A 26,006-nucleotide genomic window follows, 5' to 3' on the forward strand; every position below is an offset into this window, starting at 1 on the left:
TTTATTTGTTCAGACCTTTCATGGAAAGACTGATGCGGTTCTTTTTCTCATCCACGCCAAGTACACGTACTTCCACAACGTCTCCTACGCTTACTGCTTCCAGAGGATGTTTAATAAACTTCTCACTCATCTGGGAAATATGCACAAGTCCGTCCTGATGCACTCCGATATCCACAAAGGCACCAAAATCAATTACATTACGGACAGTTCCTTTCAGAACCATGCCCTCCTTCAGATCCTTGATATCAAGAACATCAGTACGAAGGATTGGCTTTGGCATCTCGTCACGAGGGTCGCGGGCAGGCTTCTCAAGCTCTTTTACAATATCCTGAAGTGTAATCTCACCAATTTCCAGCTCTGCTGCCAGCTTCTTGTAATCCTTAATTTGTCTTCCAAGTCCTGCCAGCTTTCCTCCTGCAATATCTTCTGCTGAATATCCCAGCTTCTCAAGAAGACGGGATGCAGCCTCATAGCTCTCCGGATGTACACTGGTAGCATCAAGTGGATTGGTTCCGCCTGTAATACGCATGAAGCCTGCACACTGCTCAAATGCCTTCGGTCCTAGCTTAGCAACCTTAAGAAGCTCTTTTCGGGTAGTAAAACGACCGTTCTCTTCTCGATAAACAACAATATTCTTAGCTATAGCTTTGGAAACGCCGGAAATATATTCAAGAAGGGATGCAGAAGCTGTATTTAAGTCTACACCAACTTTATTTACAGAATCTTCTACCACTCCGGTCAGTGCCTCGCCCAGCTTCTTCTGGTTCATATCATGCTGATACTGACCTACACCGATAGATTTGGGATCAATCTTAACCAGCTCTGCCAGCGGATCCTGCACACGTCTTGCAATAGAAGCTGCACTTCTTTGTCCCACATCAAAATTAGGGAATTCTTCTGTTGCCAGCTTACTTGCTGAATAAACAGAAGCACCTGCTTCATTTGTAATGACATACTGAACTTTTGCCTCCGGGATTTCCTTAAGCATGTCCACGATTACCTGCTCAGATTCTCTGGAAGCCGTGCCATTTCCCACAGAAATCAGAGAAATGCCATATTTTTTGATCATTCCCTCAACAGTATCCTTAGCAGCACGGATTTTTTTCTCATTGGTAGGTGCTGTTGGGTAAACAACAGTGGTATCCAGTACCTTTCCGGTAGGATCTACAACTGCCAGCTTACATCCGGTTCGAAAGGCCGGATCCCAGCCAAGTACAGTCTGTCCAGCGATTGGAGGCTGCATCAGAAGCTGCTCTAAGTTTTTGCCGAAGACTTTGATCGCGCCGTCCTCTGCCTTCTCTGTCAGGTCACTTCTGATCTCACGTTCAATTGCAGGGGCGATCAGACGCTTGTAGCTGTCCTCTGTTACTTCCTTAAGAATCGGTGTGGTAAACGGGTTGTCGCGGGTGATTACCTGTTTCTCCAGGTAACGGATAATATCTTCTTCTGGAGCTGCAACTTTGATGGTAAGGAATTTCTCTTTCTCACCGCGGTTCAGCGCCAGCACACGATGGCCGGCAAGCTTCTTCACCGGCTCCTCGAAGTCATAGTACATTTCATAAACAGACTGTGCCTCAGGATCCTTTGCCACCGAGCTGATAGTTCCCTTCTTTGCGGTCAGGTCACGGATATGGATTCTGTAATCCGCCTCATCGGAAATATGCTCCGCAATAATATCCTTTGCACCGGCAATAGCCTCTGCCACGGAAGCTACTTCTTTTTCCTCGGATACAAAAGCCTCTGCTTCTTCCTCGATGGACTTATTTGTCATCTGAAGCATAATGATGTTTGCCAGTGGCTCAAGGCCTTTTTCCTTGGCAATGGTGGCACGGGTACGTCTCTTCGGACGGTATGGGCGGTAAAGATCCTCCACAACAACCAGGGTCTGGGCGGCAAGGATCTGCTCCTTCAGCTCTTTTGTCAGCTTGCCCTGGTCCTCAATGCTGGAAAGAACCTGTTTCTTTTTGTCTTCCAGATTGCGCAGGTAAGTCAGTCTTTCATTCAGATTACGAAGCTGCTCGTCATTTAAGGTTCCGGTAGCTTCCTTTCTGTATCGGGAAATAAAAGGGATGGTGTTTCCCTCATCAATCAGTTTCACAGCAGCCTCTACCTGCCATTTTTCCACCCCAAGTTCCTGGGTGATCACCTGTAAAATATCCATTTTTCAATCTCCTCTTGTTGCTTGTCTTGCATTTTCCGGAATTTTTGATACTGCAAAATACTTCTGCAGCATCTTTTATGCTTCCGAATTATAATCATCCTCACGGTCATTCCTGTAACCGCTTTGATTCTCCGAATCATATCCGTTTCCCGGATCATCACTGCCTGCATTGTATCCATTATAAAAGCTGCCGCTTCCGCCATAGTACCCGTCTCCCGGCAGTCTGTGATCCAGCTCGCCGTTCAGATCCCGGTAAAAGGTAACCAGCGACATCTCCATATACGGCATGATCCAGAACAGTGCAATATAAAAAGTAAATACAGATAAAAACAAAAGCGGGACAAAGCTGAGATTCAGCTTGATATATCTCCACATATTGCCCTTCATCAGGCGTGCACTCTCTTTCAGCCCCTGAATTCCCCCAAGATCCGGATCATCTGCCATCAGAAAATAGGTCATGGCAAACGGAATGGAAATCAGGAAATTCAGCAAAGTGCTGACTGCCAGAAGTACGAATATAGTAGAAAACCACTGAAGCTGTTCCTCCACTGTTAGTCCCGGATCTGTGGTATAGCTTACATAATAGTAGGGAATGGCTGTGATCACCTGGATCAGTGCCAGCACAAATCCGGCAATGATGACTCTGTCTGGCTGATTTCGGAAAAAATATCCAAGATCACCCAGTGAGAATTCTTTTCCTCTGGAAATATTCAGAAGCATATATCCAAATCCTGCTGTTATGATACCCACGATCAGAGATACAACCAGCAAAAACACCTCACTCAGAACAAGATCAAGCACTGAAGTTCCTGAGAACAGCGTTGTAGACAGGATCGTTCCCAGCATATTCAAGCCGTATACTGCCAGAAGTCCTAAAATAACAGTACCTAAATGTCCCTGCAGTGCCATTTTCGCCTGCTGCTTTATCTCCTTTGTTCTTCTTTTTTTCATAATGATCATTCTCCTTTGCAGTGAAACAGCAAGCCGGGATTTTAGTACATCCCGGCCTGAAAATCAGAGCGTGTTTGAAATTGGGAAAACAGTCCCCAACTATGCAGTTCTCTTGCTTCCCCAGAAAAACAAGGCCACAGTACCTGGGCCTGTATGGCTTCCAATGGTAGTTCCAATGCTGTTAATCTCAACCTTTCCGTTAAGCTTAGGAAAACGCTCCTCTACCAGTCTTGCAACTTCTCTTGCATCTTCAATGCAGGCAGACTGAGAAATATAGCATTTACCGGAGTAATCAAGACCACCCTCTGCATATTCTTCCATTTTGTCCACAATAGCATGAATTACTTTTTTCTTGGTACGAATCTTATATCTTGGAATCAGTCTGCCCTGATCATCCATATTCAAAAGCGGACAAATATTCAGCATTGTGCCAAAAAATCCGCTTGTTTTGGAAATACGGCCTCCTCTGATGTAGAAGGTCAGATCTGTGGAAAAAAACCAATGATGCAGATTCAGTTTATGCGCCTCTGCCCACTGATAAACCTCTTCTATGGTTTTGCCCTCATCCCTCAAATCTGCCAGGCGATCCATAAGAAGTCCGTATCCGGAGGATGCCCCAAGAGAATCCACGATCAGAATTTTCCTGTCAGGATATTTTTCAGACAACTCTTCCCTTGCAATATTTGCAGAATTTACAACTCCGGTAATACCAGAGGACAGGCATACATGAAGAATATCCTTGCCTTCTTTAAGAAAGCCTTCAAAATACTCTGTAAATTCATCTGCGTTTATCTGGGATGTCTTGGTCGTGGCACCATCCTGCATGGCCTTGTAGAACTGGTCAAATGGCATAGACTGCCCCAGATCATCTGCATATTGTTGGCCGTTCAGCTCATAATGAAAGCAGATATAGGAAATATTTCTTTTGGCAAAATGTTCTTTTGTAAGATCTGCTGTAGAACAGCAGCTAACCACATAACTATTCATATTTCCCCTCCTTTTTGCATCAGTCTGCAAGACCAAATGCATCATGAACCGCATTCATGGCGCGGACACCATCTTTCTCGCTAATCAGAACCGTAATACGGATCTCAGATGTGGAGATCATGTTGATGTTTACGCCCTCATTATAAAGGCTCTCAAACATTTTTGCAGCTACTCCCGGATTACTGAGCATACCTGAACCTACAATGGAAAGCTTGGCAATGCCCCTTTCTGAATGAAGCTCTTTAAAGCCAAGGCGTTCCTTATGCTCTTCCAGAGTGGCAACCGCATCCTCCAGATCATCTTTATTTACTGTAAATGAAATATCTTTAGTTCCTGAGCGTCCAATAGACTGCAGGATAACATCTACATTTATATTTTTCTTTGCAAGAGTATCAAATACTTTAAATGCAACACCAGGCACATCGCGAAGACCCAGCACTGCAATTCTCACAGCATCTGTATCCAGCGCAACGCCGCTGATCAACATTCTTTCCACGCTAACTACCTCCTTAACTACCGTTCCTTCACTGTTATTCAGGCTGGAGCGGACCACAAGGGGCACTCCGTATTTCTTTGCCATTTCCACAGAACGGTTGTGAAGCACGCCCGCTCCTGAAGTCGCCAGATCCAGCATCTCATCGTAGGTGATTTCTTTAAGCTTTCTGGCAGTTGGAACCTTACGCGGATCGGCTGTGTATACGCCGTCCACATCTGTATAAATCTCGCAGGCGTCTGCATGAAGTGCTGCTGCCAGCGCCACTGCTGTGGTATCAGAGCCGCCTCTTCCAAGAGTAGTATAATCGTCATACTTATCTACCCCCTGGAAGCCTGTGACAATTACGATTCTGCGTGCATCTAGTTCACGGCGGATTCGCTCTGTATCGATTCTTTTCAGTCTTGCATTCTGATGGCTGCTTGTAGTATGCATGGTCACCTGAAATGCATTCAGGGAAATGGCAGGAACGCCAAGTGTATGCATGGCCATAGCCATCAGAGATACAGACATCTGCTCTCCAATAGTAAGCAGCATATCCATTTCACGCTTAGGCGGTCTCTCGTCCATATCACGAGCCTTACTGATCAGCTCATCTGTATATTTACCCATGGCTGATAAAACCACCACTACGTCATTTCCTTTTTTGTATTCTTCGATACAACGATTTGCAACATTGAACATACGCTCCTTGTCTGCTACAGAAGTACCTCCGAATTTCTTAACGATCAGCATAGTTTTTCCTTTCACAAAGGGGTCAGTCTTTTACACGGATCATTCCAAGTACATTATCACCAAGTGCCTTAACCCGCTCTTTATACTCGCCCTGTGTCATAAGTCCGGTAATAAAGCCAAACTCTTCGGGAAGGGCATCCGGCTCGATCACTGCATCTACTTTTCCAAATGCCTTGTCCACTTCATCCAAAGAGGTATCTTTTACACGGACAAAGAAACGTCCCTCTACAGAATCCGGATCCATAAGGGTCATCTCTTTATTACTCCAGTTAACAGGAATTGTATCATGAAGATGTCTGGAAGCTTCCACAACATCAGCAACAACTGCACTTGCAGTAGGGAGCTTGCCTGCTCCGCTTCCGTAGAACATAGCATCTCCCAGCATATTTCCATGAACAAAAATGCTGTTGAACACACCGTTTACGCTGTGAAGAGGATTATTCTTTCCTACCAGAAATGGTGCCACAAGCGCATAGAAGGAATCTTCTCCAACTCTCTTGCTAGTGCCAAGAAGCTTAATGTTTCTTCCCATCTCTCTTGCATATTCCATATCCTCTGGTGTGATCTTTGTAATTCCCTCTGTATAAACCTTCTCAAAGTCCAGGAATCTGCCATATGCAAGTGAAGAAAGAATCGCTATCTTACGGCATGCATCCTGTCCTTCCACATCAGCGGTTGGATCTGCTTCTGCGTATCCTTTCTCCTGTGCTTCCTTTAATACGGTATTAAAATCAGCTCCCTCTGTATTCATTTTATCCAGCATATAGTTGGTAGTTCCATTAAGAATTCCCGTAACTTCATCAATCACATCTGCTGTAAGAGAACTGTTCACAGCACGGATAATAGGGATTCCACCGCCGCAGCTTGCCTCAAAAAGAAAGTTAATCTCTTTCTCTTTGGCAATCTCCATCAGCTCCGGGCCGTATTTGGCAACCAGTGCCTTGTTGGAAGTACACACGCTCTTGCCAGCTTCAAGAGCTCTCTTTGCAAAATTATAGGCAGCACCTGTTCCACCCATAACTTCCACTACGATATCTACCTCCGGATCGTTTACGATCTGCTCAAAATCGTGAACAAGAACCTCTTCTACCGGATCACCTGGGAAATCGCGAAGATCCAGAACATACTTGATCTTAATTTCTTCCCCGGCTCTTTTGTTAATGGTCTCATGGTTGGTGCGGATCACTTCCACTACACCGCTTCCAACTGTGCCATATCCTAACACTGCAATATTTATCATCTGTCCGTTACTCCCTGCCTAAAATTTTTAAATAATGGATTCCTTCCATCTGCTCAATGTCGTCCACCATTGCCTCTGCATCTCCTTCACCCTGAAGGATCTGCACGCTTAAAGTAAGAGTGGCGATTCCGCTGATGGGAATACTCTGATGAATGGTCAGAATATTTCCGTGGTTCTGTGCGATTGCGCGAAGAACATTGGACAGGATTCCAGGCTCGTCATCCATCTGTATAATAAATGTGATAGTTTTTCCCTTGGCTTCTTCGTGAAAGGGGAAAATATCATCTTTATATTTATAAAAAGAACTCCGGCTGATTCCAACAGCATCTGCTGCTTCCTGAACAGTAGCCACACGCTTTGATTCCAGAAGCTTCTTGGCAGCTACCACATTCAGCAGCACCTCAGGCACAGCCCGCTCTCTTACTACAAAATACTTGTTCTTATCTGTTGTCTTTGGCATTCTGCGCTTCCTTTTCCGCTATGAACTGTACCTGGCAGCTGCTGTTCTTACTTATTGTTCTGCCGGTTTCTTCGCAAGTGCGATCCATTTCAGATATGCATTGATGAAAATATCAATTGCACCGTCCATAACTGCATCTACATTTCCGGTTTCCTCGTTGGTACGGTGATCCTTAACCATGGTGTATGGCTGCATAACGTAAGAACGGATCTGGTTGCCCCAGCCGATGTCGGTTACCTCACCGCGGATTCCGGAAAGCTTGGCCTCTGCTTCCTGCTGCTTCAGAAGATACAGCTTGGCTTTCAGCATCTGCATAGCCTTGTCTTTATTCATATGCTGAGAACGCTCATTCTGACACTGTACCACGATTCCCGTTGGGAAATGGGTGATACGGATCGCAGATGAGGTCTTGTTGATGTGCTGTCCGCCGGCACCGCTGCTTCGGTAGGTATCAATTCGGATATCCTCGTCGTTGATCTCTACATCCAGGTCTTTCTCAATATCCGGCATTACATCGCAGGATACGAAAGAGGTCTGACGCTTTCCAGCTGCGTTGAACGGGGAAATACGGACCAGACGGTGAACTCCTTTCTCAGACTTCAGAAGTCCGTATGCGTTCTCTCCGTTTACCTGGAAAGTAACGGATTTCACACCAGCTTCATCTCCATCCAGATAGTCCAGTACTTCGATGGAAAAGCCCTTGCGCTCAGCCCAGCGTGTGTACATACGGTACAGCATGCTGCACCAGTCGCAGGCTTCTGTTCCGCCGGCTCCTGCATTCAGCTTAATGATGGCATTCTCGCTGTCATACTCTCCGGAGAGAAGAGTCTTCACGCGGATGCTGTCAAACTGAGCCTGGAACTCGGTTAACATTTCCTGGATCTCCTCGATCATGGACGGATCATTTTCCTCATAGCTCATCTCGATCAGGGTCTCCATATCTTCTTTCTGGGTGATCAGATTCTGATAGGTTTCCATGTCGTCCTTCATGCTCTTTAATTCTTTCATTTTCTTCTGGGATACTTCTGCATTGTCCCAGAAATCAGGCGCTTCCATTTCGCGCTCTAATTCTTCAACCCGCTTTTCCTTGTTAGCCAGGTCAAAGTGAATCCCTCACTTCCACTAATGGTTCTGTGTATGTTGCAAGAATGCTCTTGAACTGGTCTAATTCAACCATAGCTTCACCTTCTTTCTTATATTTCTCCAACAATGCCGCCCACTGGATACAAGGTTTCTTCATGCCTTTGCCCGGCGGCACACAGACTTTCAAACTATACAATAGCATATTTGAGGCAGAATTACAATAAAAAGCGGCAGTGCAGGACAGACTGCTGCAACATTTTCTAAAAACAGGCCTTACTATGACTTGAAATATGAAACTTTTTCTTTTATCATGGATTTGTACAGCAACGATTCCATACTGACTGCATCTATGCAGGAGCTTCACTTTCGCTGTACCGGTATGTATTCGAAATTTTGAAAAATGAGGTAGCTTATTTGAAGAAAAAAGAATTTATATTTATCGGGGCGCTTCTGGCGGTTTCGGTTCTTCTTTGTGTTTATGTGTATGTGCTTCCCCACGTGAAATACGGGTCCATCCAGATTACAGTGGATGGGGAGCTTTACGGTACTTATTCTCTTGGGAAAGACCAGGTGATTGCCATTGGGGATACCAATGTGTGTGAGATCAAAAACGGGGAAGTGAAGATGACAGAAGCCAACTGTCCGGATCATCTTTGCATGAAGCAGCCGGCAGTTGGAAGTGCGGGTGGGTATATTGTATGTCTGCCTAACAAAGTAGTAATTCAGGGAGAGGGAGAGGGCGATGCAGATCCACAGGATTCTGATGGTGGATTTGACGCTGTAGTATAGGATTATGGATCAGAAGAAAACAGCTTATCTTGGGTTGTTTGCGGCGATTGCGATTATTTTTGGATATGTGGAGTCGTTGATTCCGTTTTTCGCGGGGATTCCGGGGATGAAGCTGGGGCTTGCCAATCTGGCAGTGCTTTTTGTGCTGGAGCGGTATACCTGGAAAGAGGCGGCGCTGGTTTCGCTGGTGCGGATTTTTGTTGTTGGATTTCTGTTTGGAAATGGATCCAGTATTATGTATAGTCTGGCGGGGGCAGCTCTTAGTCTGGCTGTGATGGTTTTTGTGAAAAATAAGGTGGGATTCGGGCATCTGGGCGTGAGTGTGGCTGGAGGTGTTTCCCATAATATTGGACAGCTGATGGTGGCGATTCCGGCGACGCATACGGTTGGGCTGCTGTATTATTATGCGCCGGCACTGATGGTGTCGGGAGTTGTCACGGGGCTGCTGATTGGGGTGCTGACACGCGAAGTGCTGAAGAGGATTCCATGAATGAATCGTCCCGTACGCATCTGGGCCTGGCATATTCCACGCTGGTCGGCGCGCTCTTAATGACCAGCTTAGGAATATGCCAGACCCAGATGCTGTGTGTTGAATAAAAACTTGGGACTATACTTTAGTTCTTATATATCTGATAGAAAATCTTTTTTCAAATCTGTCTTAAGAGAAAAAGCTCTCTGCTACACTTACATCTGCAATGTATCCAACCGTTCCTGTCATGAAAATGGTTCCGTCGTCTTTGATGTCGATCTGGATCATGCCGCCTGGCTGGTTTACGTTGATGCGATTTTCCATGAGGCCTTTTTTGTATGCGGCAATGGCTGCTGCGCAGCTTCCTGTTCCGGAAGCTTTGGTGTAACCGGAGCCGCGCTCCCAGATTTCGATGTCCAGGTTGCCCTTATCGATCTGGCGGCAGATCTGTAAGTTTACTTTTTCCGGGAATTCCTCTGCATTTTCTACATATGGTCCAAGTTCTTTCACTTTCTCAGGTGTTACCTGATCCATGAACAGAATGCAGTGCGGATTTCCTACGGTGAGACAGGTTGCCTTGTATTCTTTTCCCTTAAAGGTGAACGGCTCGTCGATCACCTCGCGGATTTCTCCTGTTACCGGAATTTCTTTGGAAAGGAAAGATGCCTTGCCCATGTTCACACGGAATTCCGTTGCTCTGGCGTTTAGGCATTCTACTTCGATGGTTCCGGATAAGGTTTCGATGGCGAATTTTTTCTCTTTCACATATTCATTGTCCATGAGGTATTTTGCAAAAATGCACACACCGTTTCCGCTGATGGCAGCCTCGCTTCCATCGGAGTTGAAAATGCGCATTCCCATTTTTCCATTTATTTCAACTGGACCGTACAGAACACCGTCTGCTCCAAGTCCGAAGCCGCGCTGGCAAAGAAGAGCAATTTTTTTGCCCTGAAGCTGCAGCTGGTTTTTGTTTGCGTCAAGCACCAGATAATCATTTCCAAAGCCCTGATATTTCGTCATGATAATGCTGTCTCTCATTGTTTTATTCCCCTTCTTATCAGAATTTTGATTTCCGTCACGTTTTTATCTACTATCTAGTATATCGTTTATTTTTCCAATGTATATAGGAGAAATTGCGGATTATATTGCAAAAAATGCAATTTTGTGGTTGTGCCAGGAAAGCTTTTGGAATAAAATAAGAAAAAGGAGTGAGAGCATGCAAAACAAACCATTAGATACCTCCGAAATTTCCATAGCATCGGCTGCTGAGATTTCTACAGAAAAAACCGGATATCTGGATCAGGAATTCCGGCTTTTTCATATCAAGGATCAGACCAAGCGCACCTTCGCCTACCATTATCATGATTTTCACAAGGTCATCATCTTTCTGTCCGGCAAGGCAGCTTACCACATTGAGGGAAAATCCTACTATCTGAAGCCCTGGGATATTCTTCTTGTGAACCGGCATGCCATCCACAAGCCGGAGATTGATTTTTCCGTTCCTTATGAGCGTTTCGTGCTTTGGATCCGGGACGATCTTGCCCAGACTGACCTGCTTCGCTGCTTCCAGAAGGCCATCGACCGCAGCTTCAATCTGATCCGTCTGGACTCTGGCACTCAGGAAAAATTAAAGCAGCTGCTCTACGAACTGGAGGCCGCCCTGAAGGATGAAAAATTCGGAAGTGATCTCCTTGGCACTGCCCTTTTCACCCAGTTCATGGTTTATGTAAACCGCATTTTCCTGGAGAAGCAATACATCTACGACACCCGCTCCTACAGCAGCGACTCCCAGATTGAAGAGCTTCTCCGCTACATCAACCACAATCTGACCGAAGACCTCTCCATCGAAACCCTTGCCCGGAAATACTATCTCAGCAAGTACCACATGATGCGCAAATTCAAAGAAGAAACCGGCTACACCATCCACAACTACATCGTAAGCAAGCGCCTGCTCCTTGCTCGTACCCAAATTGCCGAGGGAACCCCCGTCTTAAAAGCAGCCCAGCTCAGCGGCTTCTCCGACTACACCACCTTCTCCCGCGCCTACAAAAAGCAATTCGGCTCCGCCCCCAGCCAACTACAGTAAATTAGTAAATTGCTTTTTTTCCTATTCTCATTACCGATAACCAGCGGCTTTACAATGTATATTCATGTAGCCGTGCATTTCAGGAACGTTGCGACGCACGGCGGTGAATATACATTGTAAAACCGCGTCCGGGAATCTAAATAAATAAAAAGAGCGACTTTCCAGAGACATCTATTCTCCAGAAATTCGCTCTTTATTTTATACGAAATTAAACATTAGCTGTTTTTCTGCCGCAGCACTGTTTGTATTTCTTGCCGCTTCCGCATGGGCACGGATCGTTCGGGTAAACCTTGATCTCTTTACGCTGAACTGGCTTGCGGGCACTGGAATCGTCCTTGTTGGTTCCGGTAACCTTAGCAACCTGCTCACGCTCAATCTTCTGCTCAACATGAACATGATACAGCATTCTGACTGTATCTTCCTGAATGGAAGTAATCATGCTGTTGAACATATCAAATGCAGCCATCTTGTACTCAACAACCGGATCTCTCTGGCCATAAGCAGTCAGGCCGATACCCTGGCGAAGAATCTCCATATCATCAATGTGATCCATCCACTTGCTGTCAATACTCTTCAGAAGGATGACACGCTCAAGCTCACGCAGCTGCTCCGGCTCCGGGAACTCAGACTCCTTAGCTTCATAAAGCTTCACAGCCTCTTCCTTAATAAGATGCTTCATCTCATTCTTTTTCTTGCCTTTTACTTTCTCAGGAGTAAGAGGCTCGATCGGGATGATCTGGCGAAGAACGGTATTGAACTCGTTCAGATCCCACTCTTCTGCATCCACATCATCAGAAAAGCACATATCCACTGCATTGTCTACAATATCTGTGATCATCTTGTAGATGGCATCGCGCATGTTCTCTCCATCAAGAACCTGACGGCGCTCCTTGTAGATGATCTCACGCTGCTCATTATTTACCTGGTCGTAATCAAGAAGATTCTTACGGATACCAAAGTTGTTGAACTCAATCTTCTCCTGTGCCTTCTCAATAGCATTGGAAAGCATCTTGTGCTCGATCTGCTCGTTCTCTGCAACTCCAAGGGAAGTAAATACCTTCATCAGACGCTCGGAACCGAACAGACGCATCAGGTCATCCTCAAGGGAAATGTAAAAACGGGATTCTCCCGGATCTCCCTGACGTCCGGAACGTCCACGGAGCTGGTTATCAATACGTCTGGACTCATGACGCTCTGTACCGATGATCTTCAGACCGCCGGCAGCTCTTGCCACGTCATCCAGCTTAATATCTGTACCACGGCCTGCCATGTTGGTTGCGATGGTAACGGCACCTGCCTGACCAGCCTGTGCTACGATCTCAGCCTCAAGCTCATGGAACTTGGCATTCAGTACATTGTGCTGGATTCCTTCTCTCTTCAGCATACGGCTGAGAAGCTCGGAAGTCTCGATGGTGATGGTACCAACCAGAACTGGCTGCTGTTTCTCATGAGCTTCCTTAACGGACTGAACAACCGCGTTGAATTTCTCCTTCTTGGTCATGTATACCGCATCATCTAAATCCTTACGCTGAACAGGCTTGTTGGTCGGAATCTCAACAACGTCCATTGCGTAGATATCACGGAACTCCTTCTCCTCGGTAAGGGCAGTACCGGTCATACCGCCTTTCTTATCGTATTTGTTGAAGAAGTTCTGGAAGGTGATGGTTGCAAGAGTCTTGCTCTCACGTTTTACCTTAACATGCTCCTTCGCCTCGATTGCCTGATGAAGTCCGTCAGAATAACGGCGGCCCGGCATAATACGTCCGGTAAACTCATCGACGATCATAACCTCGTCGTCTTTTACAACGTAATCCTGGTCACGGTGCATCAGGTTATGGGCACGAAGTGCAAGGATAATGTTGTGCTGGATCTCAAGGTTCTCCGGATCTGCAAGGTTCTCAATATTAAAGAATTTCTCAACCTTCTTCACACCCTGCTCAGTAAGGTTGACAATCTTGTCTTTCTCATTTACAACGAAGTCTCCGGTCTCAATAACTTCCTCGCCCATGATAGCTGCCATCTTGGTCATCTCATGGCTGGCTTCTCCACGCTCCAGCTGCTGTGCAAGAATATCGCAGACCTCATACAGCTTGGTGGACTTGCCGCTCTGACCGGAAATGATCAGAGGGGTACGCGCCTCATCAATCAGGATGGAGTCGACCTCATCGATGATACAGTAGTGAAGATCACGCTGTACCAGCTGCTCCTTGTAGATAACCATGTTATCACGAAGGTAATCGAATCCAAGCTCGTTATTGGTAACATAAGTAATGTCGCAGTTGTATGCTGCACGGCGCTCTTCCGGCTTCATATCGTTCAGTACAACACCAACGGTAAGACCAAGGAATCTGTGAACCTGTCCCATCTCCTCAGCATCACGCTTAGCCAGGTAATCATTGACAGTTACAACGTGAACGCCCTTGCCTTCCAGCGCATTCAGGTAGGATGGAAGTGTGGCTACCAGGGTCTTACCTTCACCAGTCTTCATCTCAGCGATACGTCCCTGATGAAGAACGATACCACCGATCAGCTGTACCTCGAAGTGCTCCATTCCAAGTACTCGCTTGGCAGCCTCACGGACGGTAGCAAATGCCTCTGGCAGAAGGTCATCCAAGGTTGCTCCTTCTTCCAGACGTTTCTTATATTCTCTTGTCTTACCGCGAAGTTCTTCGTCGGTTAATTTCTGCATTTCAGGACGCAGGTCTTCAATTTTCTTAACGAGAGGCATGATACGCTTAACCTCTCTCTGACTGCGGCTTCCGAAAACTTTTGAAAACATGTTCATTTAGCTCTTAACTCCTGTCTATATTTTTAGATGTCATATTGTGGAATATGACGGATTTCTTTTCCTGTAATATTATACAATTTGTTTAACATACCAGCCTATTTTAGCACTTTTTCCGTAGGAAAACAATAAATATTTGATGAACAAACTATGTCTGAAAGGTTTTATGGAAAATAATATGGTATACTAATGGAAATCAGATGAATTTTTTCAGGAGAATTTGGACAAATGATCTATCTTTTCGAGGAACTTGATATTTTTTCACAAGAACAGCTGGAACGGGGCCTTCCTCTGCTGCCCCCAAAACGAAGGGAATATGTGCTGCGATTTAAGCAGGCTGCAGATCAGAAGCAGTCCGCGGTGGGCTGGCTTCTTCTGGCTTATGGAATGAGGCAGGAATACGGAACGAAAAAAATTCCGGATTTCCAGAAAACCGCCTCAGGAAAACCTTTTTTTGCCGGGAAAAATATGCCCTTTTTTAATCTCAGCCACAGCGGATCCTTTGTGGGCTGCGGACTGCACAGGGAAGAAATCGGGCTGGATATTCAGAAGCTGACGCCTGCTAAGCCATTCCTTGTGCAAAGGGTCTGCACGGATGAGGAACAGGCATCTGTGAAGTCTGATCTTAATTTCTGCCGGATCTGGGCCATGAAGGAAAGCGTGGGAAAGCTGACCGGGGAAGGGATTACGAGCAGCTTCCGGGATATTCTGGTGCTTCACCCGGAGATTCATACCCGTGCTATTCCCCTGGAAAACGGCGCCGGATTCCTGGCCTACAGCACTTATAGCGGACAGGAACTGCCTGTTATGAAAGTATCTGCGAAGCAGCTGCTGGCAGAGCTTTCGTAATTCCCTGCTTCAGAGCAGTTTTGAAAAAGTCCGTCTGCAAGCTGCTTTGAGTAAAAAGTCCCGGAAGCATAGCCTCCGGGACTCTCATATTTCCTCTATTTAATTTTCAATTTAGGAAGCTGTTGTCCTTAATCTTCCGGCTCAATCAATCCATAGGTGCTGCCTTTACGTTTGTAAACAACATTCACCTGATCGGTCTCTGCATTGCAGAATACGAAGAAATTATGTCCAAGAAGCTCCATCTGAACACATGCATCTTCCGGATACATAGGCTTGATATCAAATTTCTTGGTACGGATGATCTTAACTTCCTCATCCTCCTCATATTCCTTATCCAGGTATGCCTTCTGGAAGCTGGCTGCTGCCTGCTGCTTGTCTACAATCTTGTTCTTGTATTTCCTGAGCTGACGTTCGATTACTTCCTCAACAAGGTCGATTGACACATACATGTCGTTGCTGACCTGCTCGGAACGGATGATGTTGCCCTTAACCGGGATCGTCACCTCAATTTTCTGTCTTTCTTTTTCTACACTAAGAGTTACGACAACTTCAGTGTCAGGAGTGAAATACCTTTCCAGTTTACCGAGCTTGTCCTCAACTGCTGTACGAAGCCCGTCTGTCACTGTGATGTTCTTTCCGCTGATAATGAATTTCATGCTTCCATCCCCTTTGCTGTTTGATGGCTATATTATAACACATTAATTCAGAAATTAACATCATTTTCTGAAAAAATTACGAATTTTTTCACAAACTTGCCGGATACTTTTCCAAAAGCAGCGAAATTTTCACTCACTTGTAATTTTCCCACTCTATTTTATGTCAGGTTTGACATAGTCAGAACTGTAGGATTAAAGTTCTCCAATCAAATTTGTAAAGGGTATGGTTCCACCGAACAGATCCAGTGCGCTTCCCACTGTTACATCCACTTTTCCCCTGGCCGCCTGCTTCAGAATCTGGATGTCTTCCATGCTGCCAACGCCGCCTGCGTAGGTTACTGGATGTCCCTTATATTCGCCCAGCAGCTTTGCTAGGGGAACTTCTACGCCTTTGGCTTTGCCTTCCACATCTACTGCGTGGATGAGAAATTCATCGCAGTATCCGCCCAGTTTTTCCATCAGGTCCAAGGTTACCTGTTCTTCTGTAAATTTCTGCCAGCGGTCTGTGACCACGTAGTAGGCATTCCCTTTTTTCCGGCAGCTGAGATCCAGGACCAGGTGCTCTTTGCCTACTGCCTGTACCATTTTCTCCAGGTTTTCCCAGGAGATGTGACCGTCGCGGAAAACATAGGAGGTGACGATCACATGGCTGGCGCCTGCATTTAAGTATTCTGCGGCATTGTCCGGGGTTACGCCGCCTCCAAGCTGCAGGCCGCCGGGATATGCGCCAAGTGCAAGAAAGGCCTGCTTTCTGGTTGCTTCAAAGTATTCGGAATCTGCGCGGTTCAGAAGTATGATGTGGCCGCCTTTCAGGTCTTTTTCTTTATATAAAGATGCATAAAAGGCTCCGTCCTGCTGGGAAACAAAGTTCTCCTGTGCCTGGTTTCCTGTATCCCGAAGGCTTCCACCTATGATCTGCTTTACTTTTCCGTTATGTATATCGATACATGGTCGAAATCTCATGATCTTCCTCCTTGTCATTGGATGTCAAACCTATTATTTACTTGAATCTTCTGTTAATAATAGCATTCAACTAATTCTTATGCAAATATTAATTGATCTGCATATAAATAAAGCGCTGAACAAAGCTTTTATCTGCTTCATCCAGCGCTATCTCTTACTCCTTATCTTCCGTCTGCGGCATTGCCTGCCGCATCACCAACATCTTCCACGGCATTTCCTACACCTTCCCCGATGTCCCGGACGCCGTCTGCCACACCGTCTCCTAAGTCTTCCACGCCCTCGCCAATGGCGCCGGAAACGGAATTGTTGTTCTCGGTTACATTGTTACCAGGAACTGCAGTGCCGTCATTTGCGGTGTTTGCATCATCCGGTACTGCTGTATCGCCAGCCATGTTACCGTCTGTTCCGTTGTTTCCATCATCGTTTCCATTATTGTCCGCGTCATCTGTCAGGTTGTCCTCTGCGGCTCCATCTCCTACGTTATCTATACCGTCATTTGCGGTGTTTGGAACCTCGTCCGCCGCGTTGTTGTTATTGCCGCAGGCGGTAAGCATACATAATGTAAATACCAGCAAAGCACTTATGAGCATACGTTTTGTTTTTTTCATCTCATCTGTCTCCTTTTCTTAAGAATATTTTCAGCTGAAAATACTGCTGCTTTGTATTCCTAATATGTACAGATGAGCAAAAACTATTCTGGCATAATTTTCCATTTATATGCTGCCGATCTACCTCAGGCAGGCATGAAACATCTTACAGCAGCAAAGCCTCCATCACCGCATAATAACATTCCACACCCCCGAAAAGCTGAGTCAGCTCCACATACTCATCCACCGTATGAGCCAGGTCTTCCCTGGAAGGGCCAAGTCCGATGGTGGGAATTCCTTTTTCGCCTGCATAGTGGCTGCCGTTGGTGCAAAAGCTATACTGGGTAAGTTCCGGATCGTAGCCTGCCTCCCGGACTTTTCCAAGAATTTTCTGAATATAGTCTTCTTTTGGATCATAGTACCAGCCCGGGAAAAAGCGCTCACCCTGAATTTCCGCGTCCGTATAGCATTTCTCTTTTCCAACAGAAAAGGAAGCCTTTGCCGAAAACTGAGGATCTTCTTTTTCCAGCCTTGCAATCAGTTCCTTAACAGGAGCCAGGACGCTTTCTTTCGTCTCACCGGTGAGAAGCCGACGGTCCAGGGTGGCACGGCAGTACTCCGGCACCACCGAAGCTCCTGGATATGGGGAAGAAATAATATCCGTCACTTCCATGATTCCTTTTCCAAGCTGCTCATGGACAGGTGGTTGAAGCTTGTCTAATTCACTGATCAGCCTGCACATTTTCTTCACCGCATTCACGCCCTTTTCCGGGTTTGCGGAATGAGCTGCTTTTCCAAAGGTTTCCAGAAGGATTTCTGCCCTTCCCCGCTGTCCGGTCTTAATGTTCAGCCCTGATGCTTCACCGATCACAACATAGTCTGGATTCACCAGTTCACTGATACTTCTGGCCGCTACGCCCTCGAAGCATTCCTCGTGAACCACACCTGCTGTATGGATTTCCCCGGCAAAATTCTTTCCGTGGTCTTCCAGGAAATATGCTGCTGCGCAGAAAAATGCCGCCACAGCCCCTTTCATATCAGAGGTTCCTCTTCCATATAATTTGCCGTCCTCTACCACTGGCACGAAAGGATCATGGCTCCAGACCTCTTTATTGTCTGCCGGAACCGTATCCATATGTCCATCAAACAAAACTTTTCTGCCAGGTTTCGTGCCTTTGATCTGTCCGATCACATTTCCGTATTTGTCAGTTGTGATCTGGTCAAATTTCTTCTCCTTCATGAAATCCTTCAGTGCATCTGCAACGCCCTTTTCCTCGCCGGAATAACTTCGGATAGAAATCAGTTTTTTGCAAAGAGCAAGGACTTCCTCTTTTCTTTCTTCGGTCAGTTTCATGGCTTTCCTTCCTTTTCAATTTCCAGAGCGTCTCTGGAGTACTCCGCTTTTTGAATTTCGGTACTGATCTTTCTCCACTGCAATCTCCCCGCCAACCAGTACGTAATCAAATCCGGTGCAGTACTGATCCGGGTTCTGGAAATCTGCGTGAATCTGAAGCTTGTCCAGATGAAATACGTTTATATCTGCTGGCATTCCTTTTTGGAGTATCCCACGGTTCAGGCCCAGAACGGCGGCTGGTTTTGCTGTCATTTTATACACGGCTTCTTCTATGGAAAAAACATTCCGGTCTCTTACATAATCGGTTAGAAGCTTCGGAAAAGCGCCGTAAACTCTTGGATGATATTTTCCGCCAGCCGGATATATGGCATCGGAGATCAGGTTTGCGCGGCTGTCCTTCAGAAAATAAAGCATATCCTCCTCGGAGGCGATGGTATCCAGCATGGTAACCTGACAGCGCTCCGCAAGAAGAATGTCGTAAAGGGTATCATAAGGATCTTTTCCCAGCTGCTTCGCAATAGCCGAAATGGACTGGCCTGCATAGCTTCCAAACTGCTGCGTATGCAAGGTACTGGCATAAATCCGCTCAAAGCCAGCCAGTTCCACAATGTTTTCAAAAATATCCGAGGGCTGCTGCAGTACTTTGGTAATTTCCTTCCGGCATGCCGGGTCTGCCAGTCTCGCACAGATGGCGTCTGTGCCGCCCTCCTGAAACTGCGGAGGAAGCAGATGTACCAGCTGGGTGGAACCTGTCAGATAGGGATACAGATCAAAATCCACTTTCACGCCCCGCTCTGCCGCCTGATCAAACAGCTGCAGGATCTTCACAGGCGTATCGCCCCAGTTTTTCTGTCCGATGCATTTCAGATGGCTTACATGCAGCGGAATCTGAAGTTCCTCCGCTACTGAAATCACCTCCTGCAAAGCCAGAAGGATTCCGTCCCCTTCGTTGCGCACATGGGTGGTAATGGGAATTCCAGTTCCTTTCAACGGCTGCAGTGCCTGCGCAAGCCCATCCCTGTCATATTCAAATTCCGGTGCATAGGCGACTCCAAGGCTGACTCCAAGAGCGCCGGCTGCAAGGGATTCCTCCAATGCATTCCAAACCTGGTGCATTTCCTCATCAGACAGCTTTCCGGGGGCATAGCCCTTTACTCCGGCACGAATGGTTCCGTTTCCGGCAAGCATTCCAGTGTTGACGCTGCGTTTCTCTTTGGAAAGAGCAGCCAGGTAGGATGACATGGTTGACATAACGTCTGCCTGTCCCTGCCGAACTTCTCCCGTAACGCTGCTCAAAAAACCTGCAATCTCTTCTCTAAACTTCTCCCCGACTGGCGCCACAGACAGTCCGCAGTTTCCATTTACCACAGTGGTAAGCCCCTGCCTGTTCAAAAGCTCATCATCACCATTTCCAAAAGCCTGCCAGTCGCCGTGCCTGTGAATGTCAATAAAGCCGGGGGTTACATACCCACCGGCCGCATCCAGGACACATTTTCCGGAGAAGTCAGAGGGGACTTCAATGTGCTCCCCCACTTCCTCAATTTTACCATTTTTTACTGCCAGATCGCCGTAAAAAGGCTTTTCATTCTTTCCATTTACGATCCAGCCGTTTTTGATTATGTAGTCCATCCTGAATTATCTTTCCTCAACTTTCCTGATAAACTGACGAATACGCTCATTCTTTGGATGTTCAAAAAATTCTTCCGGAGACGCATCCTCCACGATCACGCCATCTTCCATAAACAAAATCCTGTCTGCAACCTCCCGGGCAAAATTCATCTCATGGGTTACAATTACCATGGAAACGCCCTCTGCTGCTACCTTACGGATGACGTTTAATACCTCTCCAACCAGTTCCGGATCCAGTGCACTTGTAGGCTCATCGAAAAGGATCACTTCCGGATCCATGGCCATAGCTCTGGCAATTGCAACCCTCTGCTGCTGTCCGCCGGAAAGGTTCTTCGCCATGGCATCCTCCCTGCCTTCCAGGCCAACCATTTTCAGAAGCTCCTTGGCCCGGGTGACAGCCTCCTGCTTTGGAACCTTTTTCACATGGACAGGTGCCTCGATCACATTCTGCAGAACACTCATATGGGTAAACACATTAAATCTCTGGAACACCATTCCAATATGCTGTCTCAGCTGGTGAAGCGCCTGGCCGGAGTCCACTGATTTTCCCATGTAATCAATCTCACCGGAATCATAGGTTTCCAGCTGGTTGATGCAGCGGAGAATGGTGGATTTGCCGGAACCGCTGGGTCCCAGAATTGCGATCTTTTCCCCTTTGTGGATGTCGAAGCTGATTCCTTTAAGTACTTCCAGATCTCCGAAGCACTTGCTGATATTTTTTACGCTTAAGATTACGTCCTCTGCCATTTATGCCATCCTCCTTTCCAGAACTCCTGCAAGCTGGGTAAATATAGTTGTCAGGATCAGGTACAATACCGCAACCGCTATGTACGGCTCAAAATAATGGAAAGAATTGTAGGCGATCAGAGTTCCCTCCCTGGTAAGCTCTGTCAGTGTTATGGCTGATAAAATGGAGGTATTCTTAATGGTTGCAATAAACTGGTTCACCAAAGGCAGAATACAGATCTTGGTTGCCTGGGGTGCCACGATCCGGAGCATCTCCAGATGCCAGGGCATTCCCAGAGCCTTGGCTGCTTCTCTTTGTCCAGGGTCAATAGCATGGATACTATAAAGCTGTGCGATCCTTGCCACGATCTTCACGCGGCTGTCGCGCATCAGCGCCAGCACTACGCCAAGAACCGTACCAAATATAAGCGTCAGAATCGATATTTCCATCGTCACTGCACATCCATGAAGCAGTGATGACATTTTGTCAAATACAAGTGACCATTTCAATGTTACCATACTATTTACCCTGTGACCAGTAAAGATAGCCGGTTTATCCTTTCTTTCTTACTTTTTTGTTACTGCTCACAGTAACACGTTTTTCTGCCTTGTTCTTATCTTATTCTGCAGTATCCTCTGCTGCGGAAGCGGCTTCCTCTCCATCTCCGGAAGCATCGATCCATTTTGTCCACAGTGCATCGTAAGTGCCGTCTGCATAGTAGTCGTCAATGCACTCGTTGATAAATGCAAGCAGGTCATCTTTTCCTTTCTGTACTGCAATTGCATTCTCTGCATGTGTGAATGGATCACATACGATCTTGGTTCCCTCATATTCCTGGGAAAGGATCTTCTGATTCAGAAGGTCATTGACTACAACATCCACACGGCCTGCAAGAAGATCGGAAACGCATCCAACGGTATCTTTATACTGAACGATTTCATAAGAAACATCCGGGTTTTCATCCAGGAAGCTCTGTGCCACATTGTAGGAGGTTGCACCTTCCTTTACTGCTACCTTCAGGCCATCACAGTCAGCCAGGCTCTTGATGGTGTCTGCATATTCGGAATCTTCTTTTACCGCAAGGATCATACCGCTGTCGCAATAGGATTTGGACATGTCCACGACCTCGCAGCGCTCATCTGTTTTATACATGGCTGCGATGGAAAAATCATATTCTCCGTTCTGGATGGATGGAACAATGGACTGGAATTCCATGTCTGTCACTTCCATATCCACCCCCAGCTTATCTGCAATATACTGAGCCAGGTCAATGTCAAACCCTACAATATTGTTGTCGTCATCACGGTACTCAAAAGGTACATAAGTTCCGGTTGCTACTGTGATCACGCCTTTTTCCTTGATTGCTTTAATGTTGTCTCCTTTTTCCCAGTCTACTGCTGCAGTGTCATCTGTACTCTCTGCATATACCGGAGTAAAAGCGGTCATGATCATAGATGCTGCTGTAAGAAGTGCCATTGCTTTTGCTGTTTTTCTCATAATGATTTCTCCTCTCTGACTCTCGCCGGTACAGATAGCCTGCGCAGAAAATACTATCTTATCTTCCAGCTGATGATACGCAAAAAGGCCGCCTGACGGCAGCCCTTTCTGCAAATAAAAAACGGAGCAAACCACTTAGTAGTTTGCTCCGTTGCAACTTGTTATGGTGGAATTATAGCAAACAGATTCCTGTCTGTAAATCCATAAATTCAACAATTTTTTTGTATGACTTTTACTTTTTTTGTATATCTTAGCCAGCGATCACATCGCTCATATCGTATCTTCCGGCTGGTTTTCCGGCAAGATATTTGGCTGCTTCTACAGCGCCTTTGCCAAATATTGCCTTAGAATATGCGGTATGCTTGAACTCGATTACTTCGTCCTGGCCGGCAAAAATTACCTCATGCTCTCCAACGATAGAGCCGCCGCGCACTGCAGAAATACCGATTTCCTTAGCATCGCGCTTCTCTCTTCTCTGGCTGCGGTCATATACATAATGATACTGATTGTCCATTGCCTCATTCAGGCTGTCTGCAAGGGCAAGGGCAGTTCCGCTTGGGGCATCCACCTTCAGGTTGTGATGCTTCTCCACGATCTCCATGTCAAAGCCGGCTGTTGCCAGAACTTTGGCAGCATCCTGAACCAGCTTCAGAAGAGTGTTGATTCCAAGGGACATGTTGGCAGATTTGAGAACTGCGATCTTCTTCGCACTCTCTTCTACTCTGGCAAGCTGCTCCTCGCTTAAACCTGTGGTGCAAAGAACAACCGGCATATTTCTTTTCTCACAATAATCCATCAGCTTGTCAAAAGCCTTGGGTGAGGAAAAATCGATGACAGCATCTGCCTCTACCTGGCACTCATCAATATTTGTGAATACCGGATAGCTGTTTTTCCCCTGGTCTGCAATGTCAATTCCTGCTACGATCTGGGCATTGGGATCCTTCTCAACGATTTCGGAGATAACCTGTCCCATGTGACCATTGCATCCGTGCATAATAATTTTAACCATTGTAATTACTTCCTCTCTTATGCAAGCTTAATTCCGTAATCTGTAAGAGCCTTCTTCAGTCTCTCCTCATTCTCTGTCTCCATCTCGCAAAGAGGCATACGGGTCGGTCCGACCTTCCATCCCATCAGGTTCAGGGCAGTCTTAACCGGAATCGGGTTTACCTCGCAGAACAATGCGTTGATCAGCGGAACAGCATCCAGCTGAAGCTTGGCAGCACCTGCAAGATCACCTTCCATAAATTTCATAACCATGTCATGGGTGTTCTTCGGAGCAACGTTGGATAATACGGAGATTACACCAAGTCCTCCAAGAGAAAGGATCGGAAGTACCTGATCATCATTTCCGGAATAAAGCTCAAGGCATCCGTCAGCCATGGACATCATCTTGGCGATCTGGGAAAGATCTCCGCTTGCAGCCTTGATTCCTACAATGTTCTTCACATTCTTGGCAAGTGTGACTGCTGTGGCAGGCTGGATATTGCAGCCTGTACGGCTTGGTACGTTATACATAATGATCGGAGTATCCGGCACGGAATTCGCAATCTCTGTGTAGTGACGGATCAGTCCCTTCTGGCTTGCCTTGTTGTAATATGGAGTTACGATCAGAAGAGCGTCAGCTCCGTAAGAAGCAGCTTCCTGAGACATCATAATTGCAGTCTCTGTACAATTGGAGCCTGTACCTGCGATTACAGGAACTCTTCCGGCTACCTTGTCAATTGCGAATTTGATCGTCTGAAGATGCTCTCCATGTGTCAGGGTAGAAGACTCGCCTGTGGTACCGCAGATAATGATCGCATCTGTACTGTTGGCAATCTGGTACTCCAGAAGTTCTTCCAGTTTCTCATAATTTACTTTTCCATCTTCATGCATGGGGGTTACGATTGCAACGCCTGCGCCTTTGAAAATTGCCATTTTACTTCCTCCTATTCATCCTTGTGTATCGTTTCAGCAGTTTAGAGCATGTTTAAAAAAGGCTCTAGAGCGTGTTTGAAAAATCATTCCCGCAATCTGCACGCCCGGTCAGACCAGCGGCATTTTATCTCTTTCGAGAGTGGTAATGGTAGTCACACGGTCTACATAATCCAAGAGACCTTGGTCTACCCGGTTGCCTGTGAGAATAATATGCATAGATTCGTCCTTCTGCTTCAGAAGCTCGGTAACCATATCCACAGTTGCGATATGCTTATCCAGAAGTCCAAGGATCTCGTCCAATACCAGAAAATCGCATTCCTGGGTTGCAATTACCTTGCGGGCAAAATTTAGTCCATTCAGAATATTGCGTTTCTCTTCTGCCTGCTCTTCCTCATTTAACTGGTCGTAGCAGGTCTCCATCTTCTCGAAGCGGAAGATCTTGATGTCCAGCTGATCCAGTTCTTCCAGGAAATCCAGCTCGCGCCGTTCATTTCCCTTCAGGAACTGAATGATGATCACGCTCTTGCCCTGAGAAGATGCGCGCAGTGCCTGACCAATTGCCAATGTGGTCTTGCCTCTGCCATTTCCGCAATAAACCTCTGCCATTTCTTTTTCCATACTGATTCCTCTTATTGTTGTTAAAAATAATAGTAACTGTTCAGTACCTTTACAGCTACGCGCAAAATGCGCCATTCTTAATATGCTTATATTACCGCAAAACTGCCAGAAATGCAAGCTATGCTTTTTTCATGGCTATGCACTGTCTTTTTGCCGTTACTGTTCACTGGTAACATTCCGCGAGGTGTTTTTTGTAAACAAAGTTCACAGAAAACCCGAGAATTGCAGCGCGAAATCATGCGAATGCATGATTTCTGTGCATCGCGAAGCGTGTTACTGATCACGGAGTGAACAGTAACTTTTTGCCTGGAAATCAGCTGGGTGGAGCCAGTTTTTATACATATTCCAGCTTGCTTACGGAGACCTCGTAGGCGGTTCGCTTCTGGGTCTCGTTTTCCCCAATCCGCTTCATGTATTCCCGGCTCTGGATTCTGCCCCAGATCAGCACATGTCCGCCTACCTCAAAGGCAGATGCGTAGCGGGCATTTCGTCCCCAGCAGATACAGGGTATGTAGTCTGATTTCCCATAGGGGCGGTTTACAGCAAGAAGGAGGTCCGCGATTTCCCTTCCAAGCGGGGTTTTGCGGTAAACCGGAGGCTTGCAGATATATCCGTCCAGGAAAATCTGGTTCACTGGCGTCATCGCCTCTTCTTCCTCAATAAAGCGCAGCTCCCGGGCAAATGCGGAAAGCACCAGGCGGTTATGCTTCTCCTCATGTCTGTTATAGGAACGGAACTGTCCGTGGATTTCCACATACTGTCCCACATAATCCTGTGTAACGTCTACCAGTCGTTCAGATACCATCACAGGGATCCGGTCCTGAGAGTCACTTAGTCTTTTCACAAGAAGCTCCATTGTGTAAAAGCCTTCGCCGTAAACCTGGTGACTGAATGAAAAACCTGTTGTGATCTTTCCTGTGATGGAAACCTGATTGTTTTCAATAATTTTATCTGCCATGATGTAGTT

The 26,006-nt window shown here is 46.4% G+C and carries 26 protein-coding genes; 4 read left to right on the top strand and 22 right to left on the bottom strand.

From position 1 onward, the window contains the following. Position 1 precedes the first annotated feature (1 nt). The 7 genes from H8S54_RS15460 to prfB form a co-directional block, all read right to left on the bottom strand. On the bottom strand, positions 2-2,161 hold the full coding sequence (locus H8S54_RS15460) for a Tex family protein (RefSeq protein WP_117851194.1): 2,160 nt from the start codon (positions 2,159-2,161) through the stop codon (positions 2-4). A gap of 75 nt (positions 2,162-2,236) precedes the next feature. Next, a complete protein-coding gene (locus H8S54_RS15465; RefSeq protein ID WP_021925692.1) occupies positions 2,237-3,112 on the bottom strand; it encodes a DUF975 family protein in 876 nt (291 codons plus the stop codon). 99 nt (positions 3,113-3,211) lie between these two features. Further along, entirely contained in the window at positions 3,212-4,099 is an 888-nt protein-coding gene (locus H8S54_RS15470; RefSeq protein ID WP_186901779.1) for a DegV family protein, read from the bottom strand. 19 nt (positions 4,100-4,118) lie between these two features. Continuing rightward, positions 4,119-5,327, bottom strand: a complete 1,209-nt coding sequence (locus H8S54_RS15475; protein WP_117851199.1) for an aspartate kinase — start codon at positions 5,325-5,327, stop codon at positions 4,119-4,121. Positions 5,328-5,349: 22 nt separating this feature from the next. Then, a complete protein-coding gene (locus H8S54_RS15480; protein ID WP_186901780.1) occupies positions 5,350-6,567 on the bottom strand; it encodes a homoserine dehydrogenase in 1,218 nt (405 codons plus the stop codon). A 7-nt stretch (positions 6,568-6,574) separates the two neighbouring features. Continuing rightward, entirely contained in the window at positions 6,575-7,027 is a 453-nt protein-coding gene (locus tag H8S54_RS15485) for an ACT domain-containing protein (protein ID WP_021925696.1), read from the bottom strand. 51 nt (positions 7,028-7,078) lie between these two features. Continuing rightward, positions 7,079-8,204, bottom strand: a protein-coding gene (gene prfB, locus H8S54_RS15490) for a peptide chain release factor 2 (protein ID WP_186901787.1) whose coding sequence is annotated in 2 segments (ribosomal slippage) — positions 7,079-8,128 and positions 8,130-8,204 — 1,125 coding nt in all. Because the reading frame shifts where the segments join, the coding sequence is not laid out codon by codon here. A gap of 320 nt (positions 8,205-8,524) precedes the next feature. On the opposite strand from prfB, the gene H8S54_RS15495 reads away from it, so the two are divergent. Both H8S54_RS15495 and H8S54_RS15500 read left to right on the top strand, forming a co-directional pair. Beyond that, entirely contained in the window at positions 8,525-8,899 is a 375-nt protein-coding gene (locus H8S54_RS15495; protein WP_021925698.1) for a NusG domain II-containing protein, read from the top strand. Positions 8,900-8,903: 4 nt separating this feature from the next. Next, positions 8,904-9,389 (top strand): Gx transporter family protein, encoded by a 486-nt coding sequence (locus H8S54_RS15500; RefSeq protein WP_117851205.1) that lies wholly within the window; start codon positions 8,904-8,906, stop codon positions 9,387-9,389. Positions 9,390-9,557: 168 nt separating this feature from the next. Here H8S54_RS15500 and dapF read toward each other — a convergent pair whose 3' ends face one another. After that, complete coding sequence (dapF, locus tag H8S54_RS15505) at positions 9,558-10,406, bottom strand: diaminopimelate epimerase (protein WP_021925700.1); 849 nt, start codon at positions 10,404-10,406, stop codon at positions 9,558-9,560. A 178-nt stretch (positions 10,407-10,584) separates the two neighbouring features. Here dapF and H8S54_RS15510 point away from each other — a divergent pair, with 178 nt between their 5' ends. Then, entirely contained in the window at positions 10,585-11,454 is an 870-nt protein-coding gene (locus H8S54_RS15510; protein ID WP_117851208.1) for a helix-turn-helix domain-containing protein, read from the top strand. Positions 11,455-11,662: 208 nt separating this feature from the next. On the opposite strand, the gene secA is transcribed toward H8S54_RS15510, so the two are convergent. Beyond that, positions 11,663-14,239: a preprotein translocase subunit SecA gene (gene secA, locus H8S54_RS15515; RefSeq protein WP_117851211.1), complete on the bottom strand. Its 2,577-nt coding sequence runs from the start codon at positions 14,237-14,239 to the stop codon at positions 11,663-11,665. Between the two features lie 228 nt (positions 14,240-14,467). On the opposite strand from secA, the gene H8S54_RS15520 reads away from it, so the two are divergent. Beyond that, complete coding sequence (locus H8S54_RS15520) at positions 14,468-15,088, top strand: 4'-phosphopantetheinyl transferase family protein (RefSeq protein WP_186901781.1); 621 nt, start codon at positions 14,468-14,470, stop codon at positions 15,086-15,088. Between the two features lie 128 nt (positions 15,089-15,216). Here H8S54_RS15520 and hpf read toward each other — a convergent pair whose 3' ends face one another. From hpf to H8S54_RS15580, 13 genes are all read right to left on the bottom strand, one after another. Then, positions 15,217-15,744: a ribosome hibernation-promoting factor, HPF/YfiA family gene (gene hpf, locus H8S54_RS15525; RefSeq protein ID WP_021925704.1), complete on the bottom strand. Its 528-nt coding sequence runs from the start codon at positions 15,742-15,744 to the stop codon at positions 15,217-15,219. A 192-nt stretch (positions 15,745-15,936) separates the two neighbouring features. Then, positions 15,937-16,707 carry a phosphoribosylformimino-5-aminoimidazole carboxamide ribotide isomerase gene (hisA, locus tag H8S54_RS15530; protein ID WP_021925705.1) on the bottom strand — a complete coding sequence of 257 codons (771 nt, stop codon included), beginning with the start codon at positions 16,705-16,707 and terminating at the stop codon, positions 15,937-15,939. A 161-nt stretch (positions 16,708-16,868) separates the two neighbouring features. Continuing rightward, complete coding sequence (locus H8S54_RS15535) at positions 16,869-17,315, bottom strand: hypothetical protein (RefSeq protein ID WP_117851217.1); 447 nt, start codon at positions 17,313-17,315, stop codon at positions 16,869-16,871. 145 nt (positions 17,316-17,460) lie between these two features. Further along, positions 17,461-18,648: a YgeY family selenium metabolism-linked hydrolase gene (locus tag H8S54_RS15540; RefSeq protein ID WP_186901782.1), complete on the bottom strand. Its 1,188-nt coding sequence runs from the start codon at positions 18,646-18,648 to the stop codon at positions 17,461-17,463. 15 nt (positions 18,649-18,663) lie between these two features. Continuing rightward, positions 18,664-20,277, bottom strand: a complete 1,614-nt coding sequence (locus H8S54_RS15545) for an N-acyl-D-amino-acid deacylase family protein (RefSeq protein ID WP_117851222.1) — start codon at positions 20,275-20,277, stop codon at positions 18,664-18,666. A 6-nt stretch (positions 20,278-20,283) separates the two neighbouring features. After that, positions 20,284-21,024, bottom strand: a complete 741-nt coding sequence (locus H8S54_RS15550) for an amino acid ABC transporter ATP-binding protein (protein ID WP_021925709.1) — start codon at positions 21,022-21,024, stop codon at positions 20,284-20,286. Then, positions 21,025-21,522 carry an amino acid ABC transporter permease gene (locus H8S54_RS15555; protein WP_186901783.1) on the bottom strand — a complete coding sequence of 166 codons (498 nt, stop codon included), beginning with the start codon at positions 21,520-21,522 and terminating at the stop codon, positions 21,025-21,027. A gap of 100 nt (positions 21,523-21,622) precedes the next feature. Then, complete coding sequence (locus tag H8S54_RS15560; protein ID WP_147342986.1) at positions 21,623-22,501, bottom strand: ABC transporter substrate-binding protein; 879 nt, start codon at positions 22,499-22,501, stop codon at positions 21,623-21,625. A gap of 250 nt (positions 22,502-22,751) precedes the next feature. Then, positions 22,752-23,510: a 4-hydroxy-tetrahydrodipicolinate reductase gene (gene dapB / locus H8S54_RS15565; protein WP_021925712.1), complete on the bottom strand. Its 759-nt coding sequence runs from the start codon at positions 23,508-23,510 to the stop codon at positions 22,752-22,754. Positions 23,511-23,527: 17 nt separating this feature from the next. Then, the gene (gene dapA / locus H8S54_RS15570) at positions 23,528-24,421 is read right to left on the bottom strand and encodes a 4-hydroxy-tetrahydrodipicolinate synthase (protein WP_117851230.1); all 894 of its coding nucleotides are present in this window, start codon (positions 24,419-24,421) and stop codon (positions 23,528-23,530) included. A gap of 33 nt (positions 24,422-24,454) precedes the next feature. Then, positions 24,455-24,523 carry a DUF6783 domain-containing protein gene (locus H8S54_RS19480; protein WP_408610294.1) on the bottom strand — a complete coding sequence of 23 codons (69 nt, stop codon included), beginning with the start codon at positions 24,521-24,523 and terminating at the stop codon, positions 24,455-24,457. 6 nt (positions 24,524-24,529) lie between these two features. Beyond that, on the bottom strand, positions 24,530-25,039 hold the full coding sequence (locus H8S54_RS15575) for a cob(I)yrinic acid a,c-diamide adenosyltransferase (protein ID WP_021925714.1): 510 nt from the start codon (positions 25,037-25,039) through the stop codon (positions 24,530-24,532). Between the two features lie 334 nt (positions 25,040-25,373). Beyond that, positions 25,374-25,997, bottom strand: a complete 624-nt coding sequence (locus tag H8S54_RS15580; RefSeq protein WP_117851232.1) for a single-stranded DNA-binding protein — start codon at positions 25,995-25,997, stop codon at positions 25,374-25,376. Positions 25,998-26,006 lie beyond the last annotated feature (9 nt).

Origin of the sequence: Blautia segnis, from assembly GCF_014287535.1 — a bacterium.
Classification (GTDB): Bacteria; Bacillota; Clostridia; order Lachnospirales; family Lachnospiraceae; genus Blautia_A; species Blautia_A acetigignens.

Bases quoted from the DNA above. Each gene is read 5' to 3' on its own strand.
- H8S54_RS15460 (WP_117851194.1), bottom strand. From the start codon at position 2,161: ATGGATATTTTACAGGTGATCACCCAGGAACTTGGGGTGGAAAAATGG.
- H8S54_RS15465 (WP_021925692.1), bottom strand. From the start codon at position 3,112: ATGAAAAAAAGAAGAACAAAGGAGATAAAGCAGCAGGCGAAAATGGCA.
- H8S54_RS15470 (WP_186901779.1), bottom strand. From the start codon at position 4,099: ATGAATAGTTATGTGGTTAGCTGCTGTTCTACAGCAGATCTTACAAAA.
- H8S54_RS15475 (WP_117851199.1), bottom strand. From the start codon at position 5,327: ATGCTGATCGTTAAGAAATTCGGAGGTACTTCTGTAGCAGACAAGGAG.
- H8S54_RS15480 (WP_186901780.1), bottom strand. From the start codon at position 6,567: ATGATAAATATTGCAGTGTTAGGATATGGCACAGTTGGAAGCGGTGTA.
- H8S54_RS15485 (WP_021925696.1), bottom strand. From the start codon at position 7,027: ATGCCAAAGACAACAGATAAGAACAAGTATTTTGTAGTAAGAGAGCGG.
- H8S54_RS15500 (WP_117851205.1), top strand. From the start codon at position 8,904: ATGGATCAGAAGAAAACAGCTTATCTTGGGTTGTTTGCGGCGATTGCG.
- dapF (WP_021925700.1), bottom strand. From the start codon at position 10,406: ATGAGAGACAGCATTATCATGACGAAATATCAGGGCTTTGGAAATGAT.
- H8S54_RS15510 (WP_117851208.1), top strand. From the start codon at position 10,585: ATGCAAAACAAACCATTAGATACCTCCGAAATTTCCATAGCATCGGCT.
- secA (WP_117851211.1), bottom strand. From the start codon at position 14,239: ATGAACATGTTTTCAAAAGTTTTCGGAAGCCGCAGTCAGAGAGAGGTT.
- H8S54_RS15520 (WP_186901781.1), top strand. From the start codon at position 14,468: ATGATCTATCTTTTCGAGGAACTTGATATTTTTTCACAAGAACAGCTG.
- hpf (WP_021925704.1), bottom strand. From the start codon at position 15,744: ATGAAATTCATTATCAGCGGAAAGAACATCACAGTGACAGACGGGCTT.
- hisA (WP_021925705.1), bottom strand. From the start codon at position 16,707: ATGAGATTTCGACCATGTATCGATATACATAACGGAAAAGTAAAGCAG.
- H8S54_RS15535 (WP_117851217.1), bottom strand. From the start codon at position 17,315: ATGAAAAAAACAAAACGTATGCTCATAAGTGCTTTGCTGGTATTTACA.
- H8S54_RS15540 (WP_186901782.1), bottom strand. From the start codon at position 18,648: ATGAAACTGACCGAAGAAAGAAAAGAGGAAGTCCTTGCTCTTTGCAAA.
- H8S54_RS15545 (WP_117851222.1), bottom strand. From the start codon at position 20,277: ATGGACTACATAATCAAAAACGGCTGGATCGTAAATGGAAAGAATGAA.
- H8S54_RS15550 (WP_021925709.1), bottom strand. From the start codon at position 21,024: ATGGCAGAGGACGTAATCTTAAGCGTAAAAAATATCAGCAAGTGCTTC.
- H8S54_RS15555 (WP_186901783.1), bottom strand. From the start codon at position 21,522: ATGGTAACATTGAAATGGTCACTTGTATTTGACAAAATGTCATCACTG.
- H8S54_RS15560 (WP_147342986.1), bottom strand. From the start codon at position 22,501: ATGAGAAAAACAGCAAAAGCAATGGCACTTCTTACAGCAGCATCTATG.
- dapB (WP_021925712.1), bottom strand. From the start codon at position 23,510: ATGGTTAAAATTATTATGCACGGATGCAATGGTCACATGGGACAGGTT.
- dapA (WP_117851230.1), bottom strand. From the start codon at position 24,421: ATGGCAATTTTCAAAGGCGCAGGCGTTGCAATCGTAACCCCCATGCAT.
- H8S54_RS15575 (WP_021925714.1), bottom strand. From the start codon at position 25,039: ATGGAAAAAGAAATGGCAGAGGTTTATTGCGGAAATGGCAGAGGCAAG.
- H8S54_RS15580 (WP_117851232.1), bottom strand. From the start codon at position 25,997: ATGGCAGATAAAATTATTGAAAACAATCAGGTTTCCATCACAGGAAAG.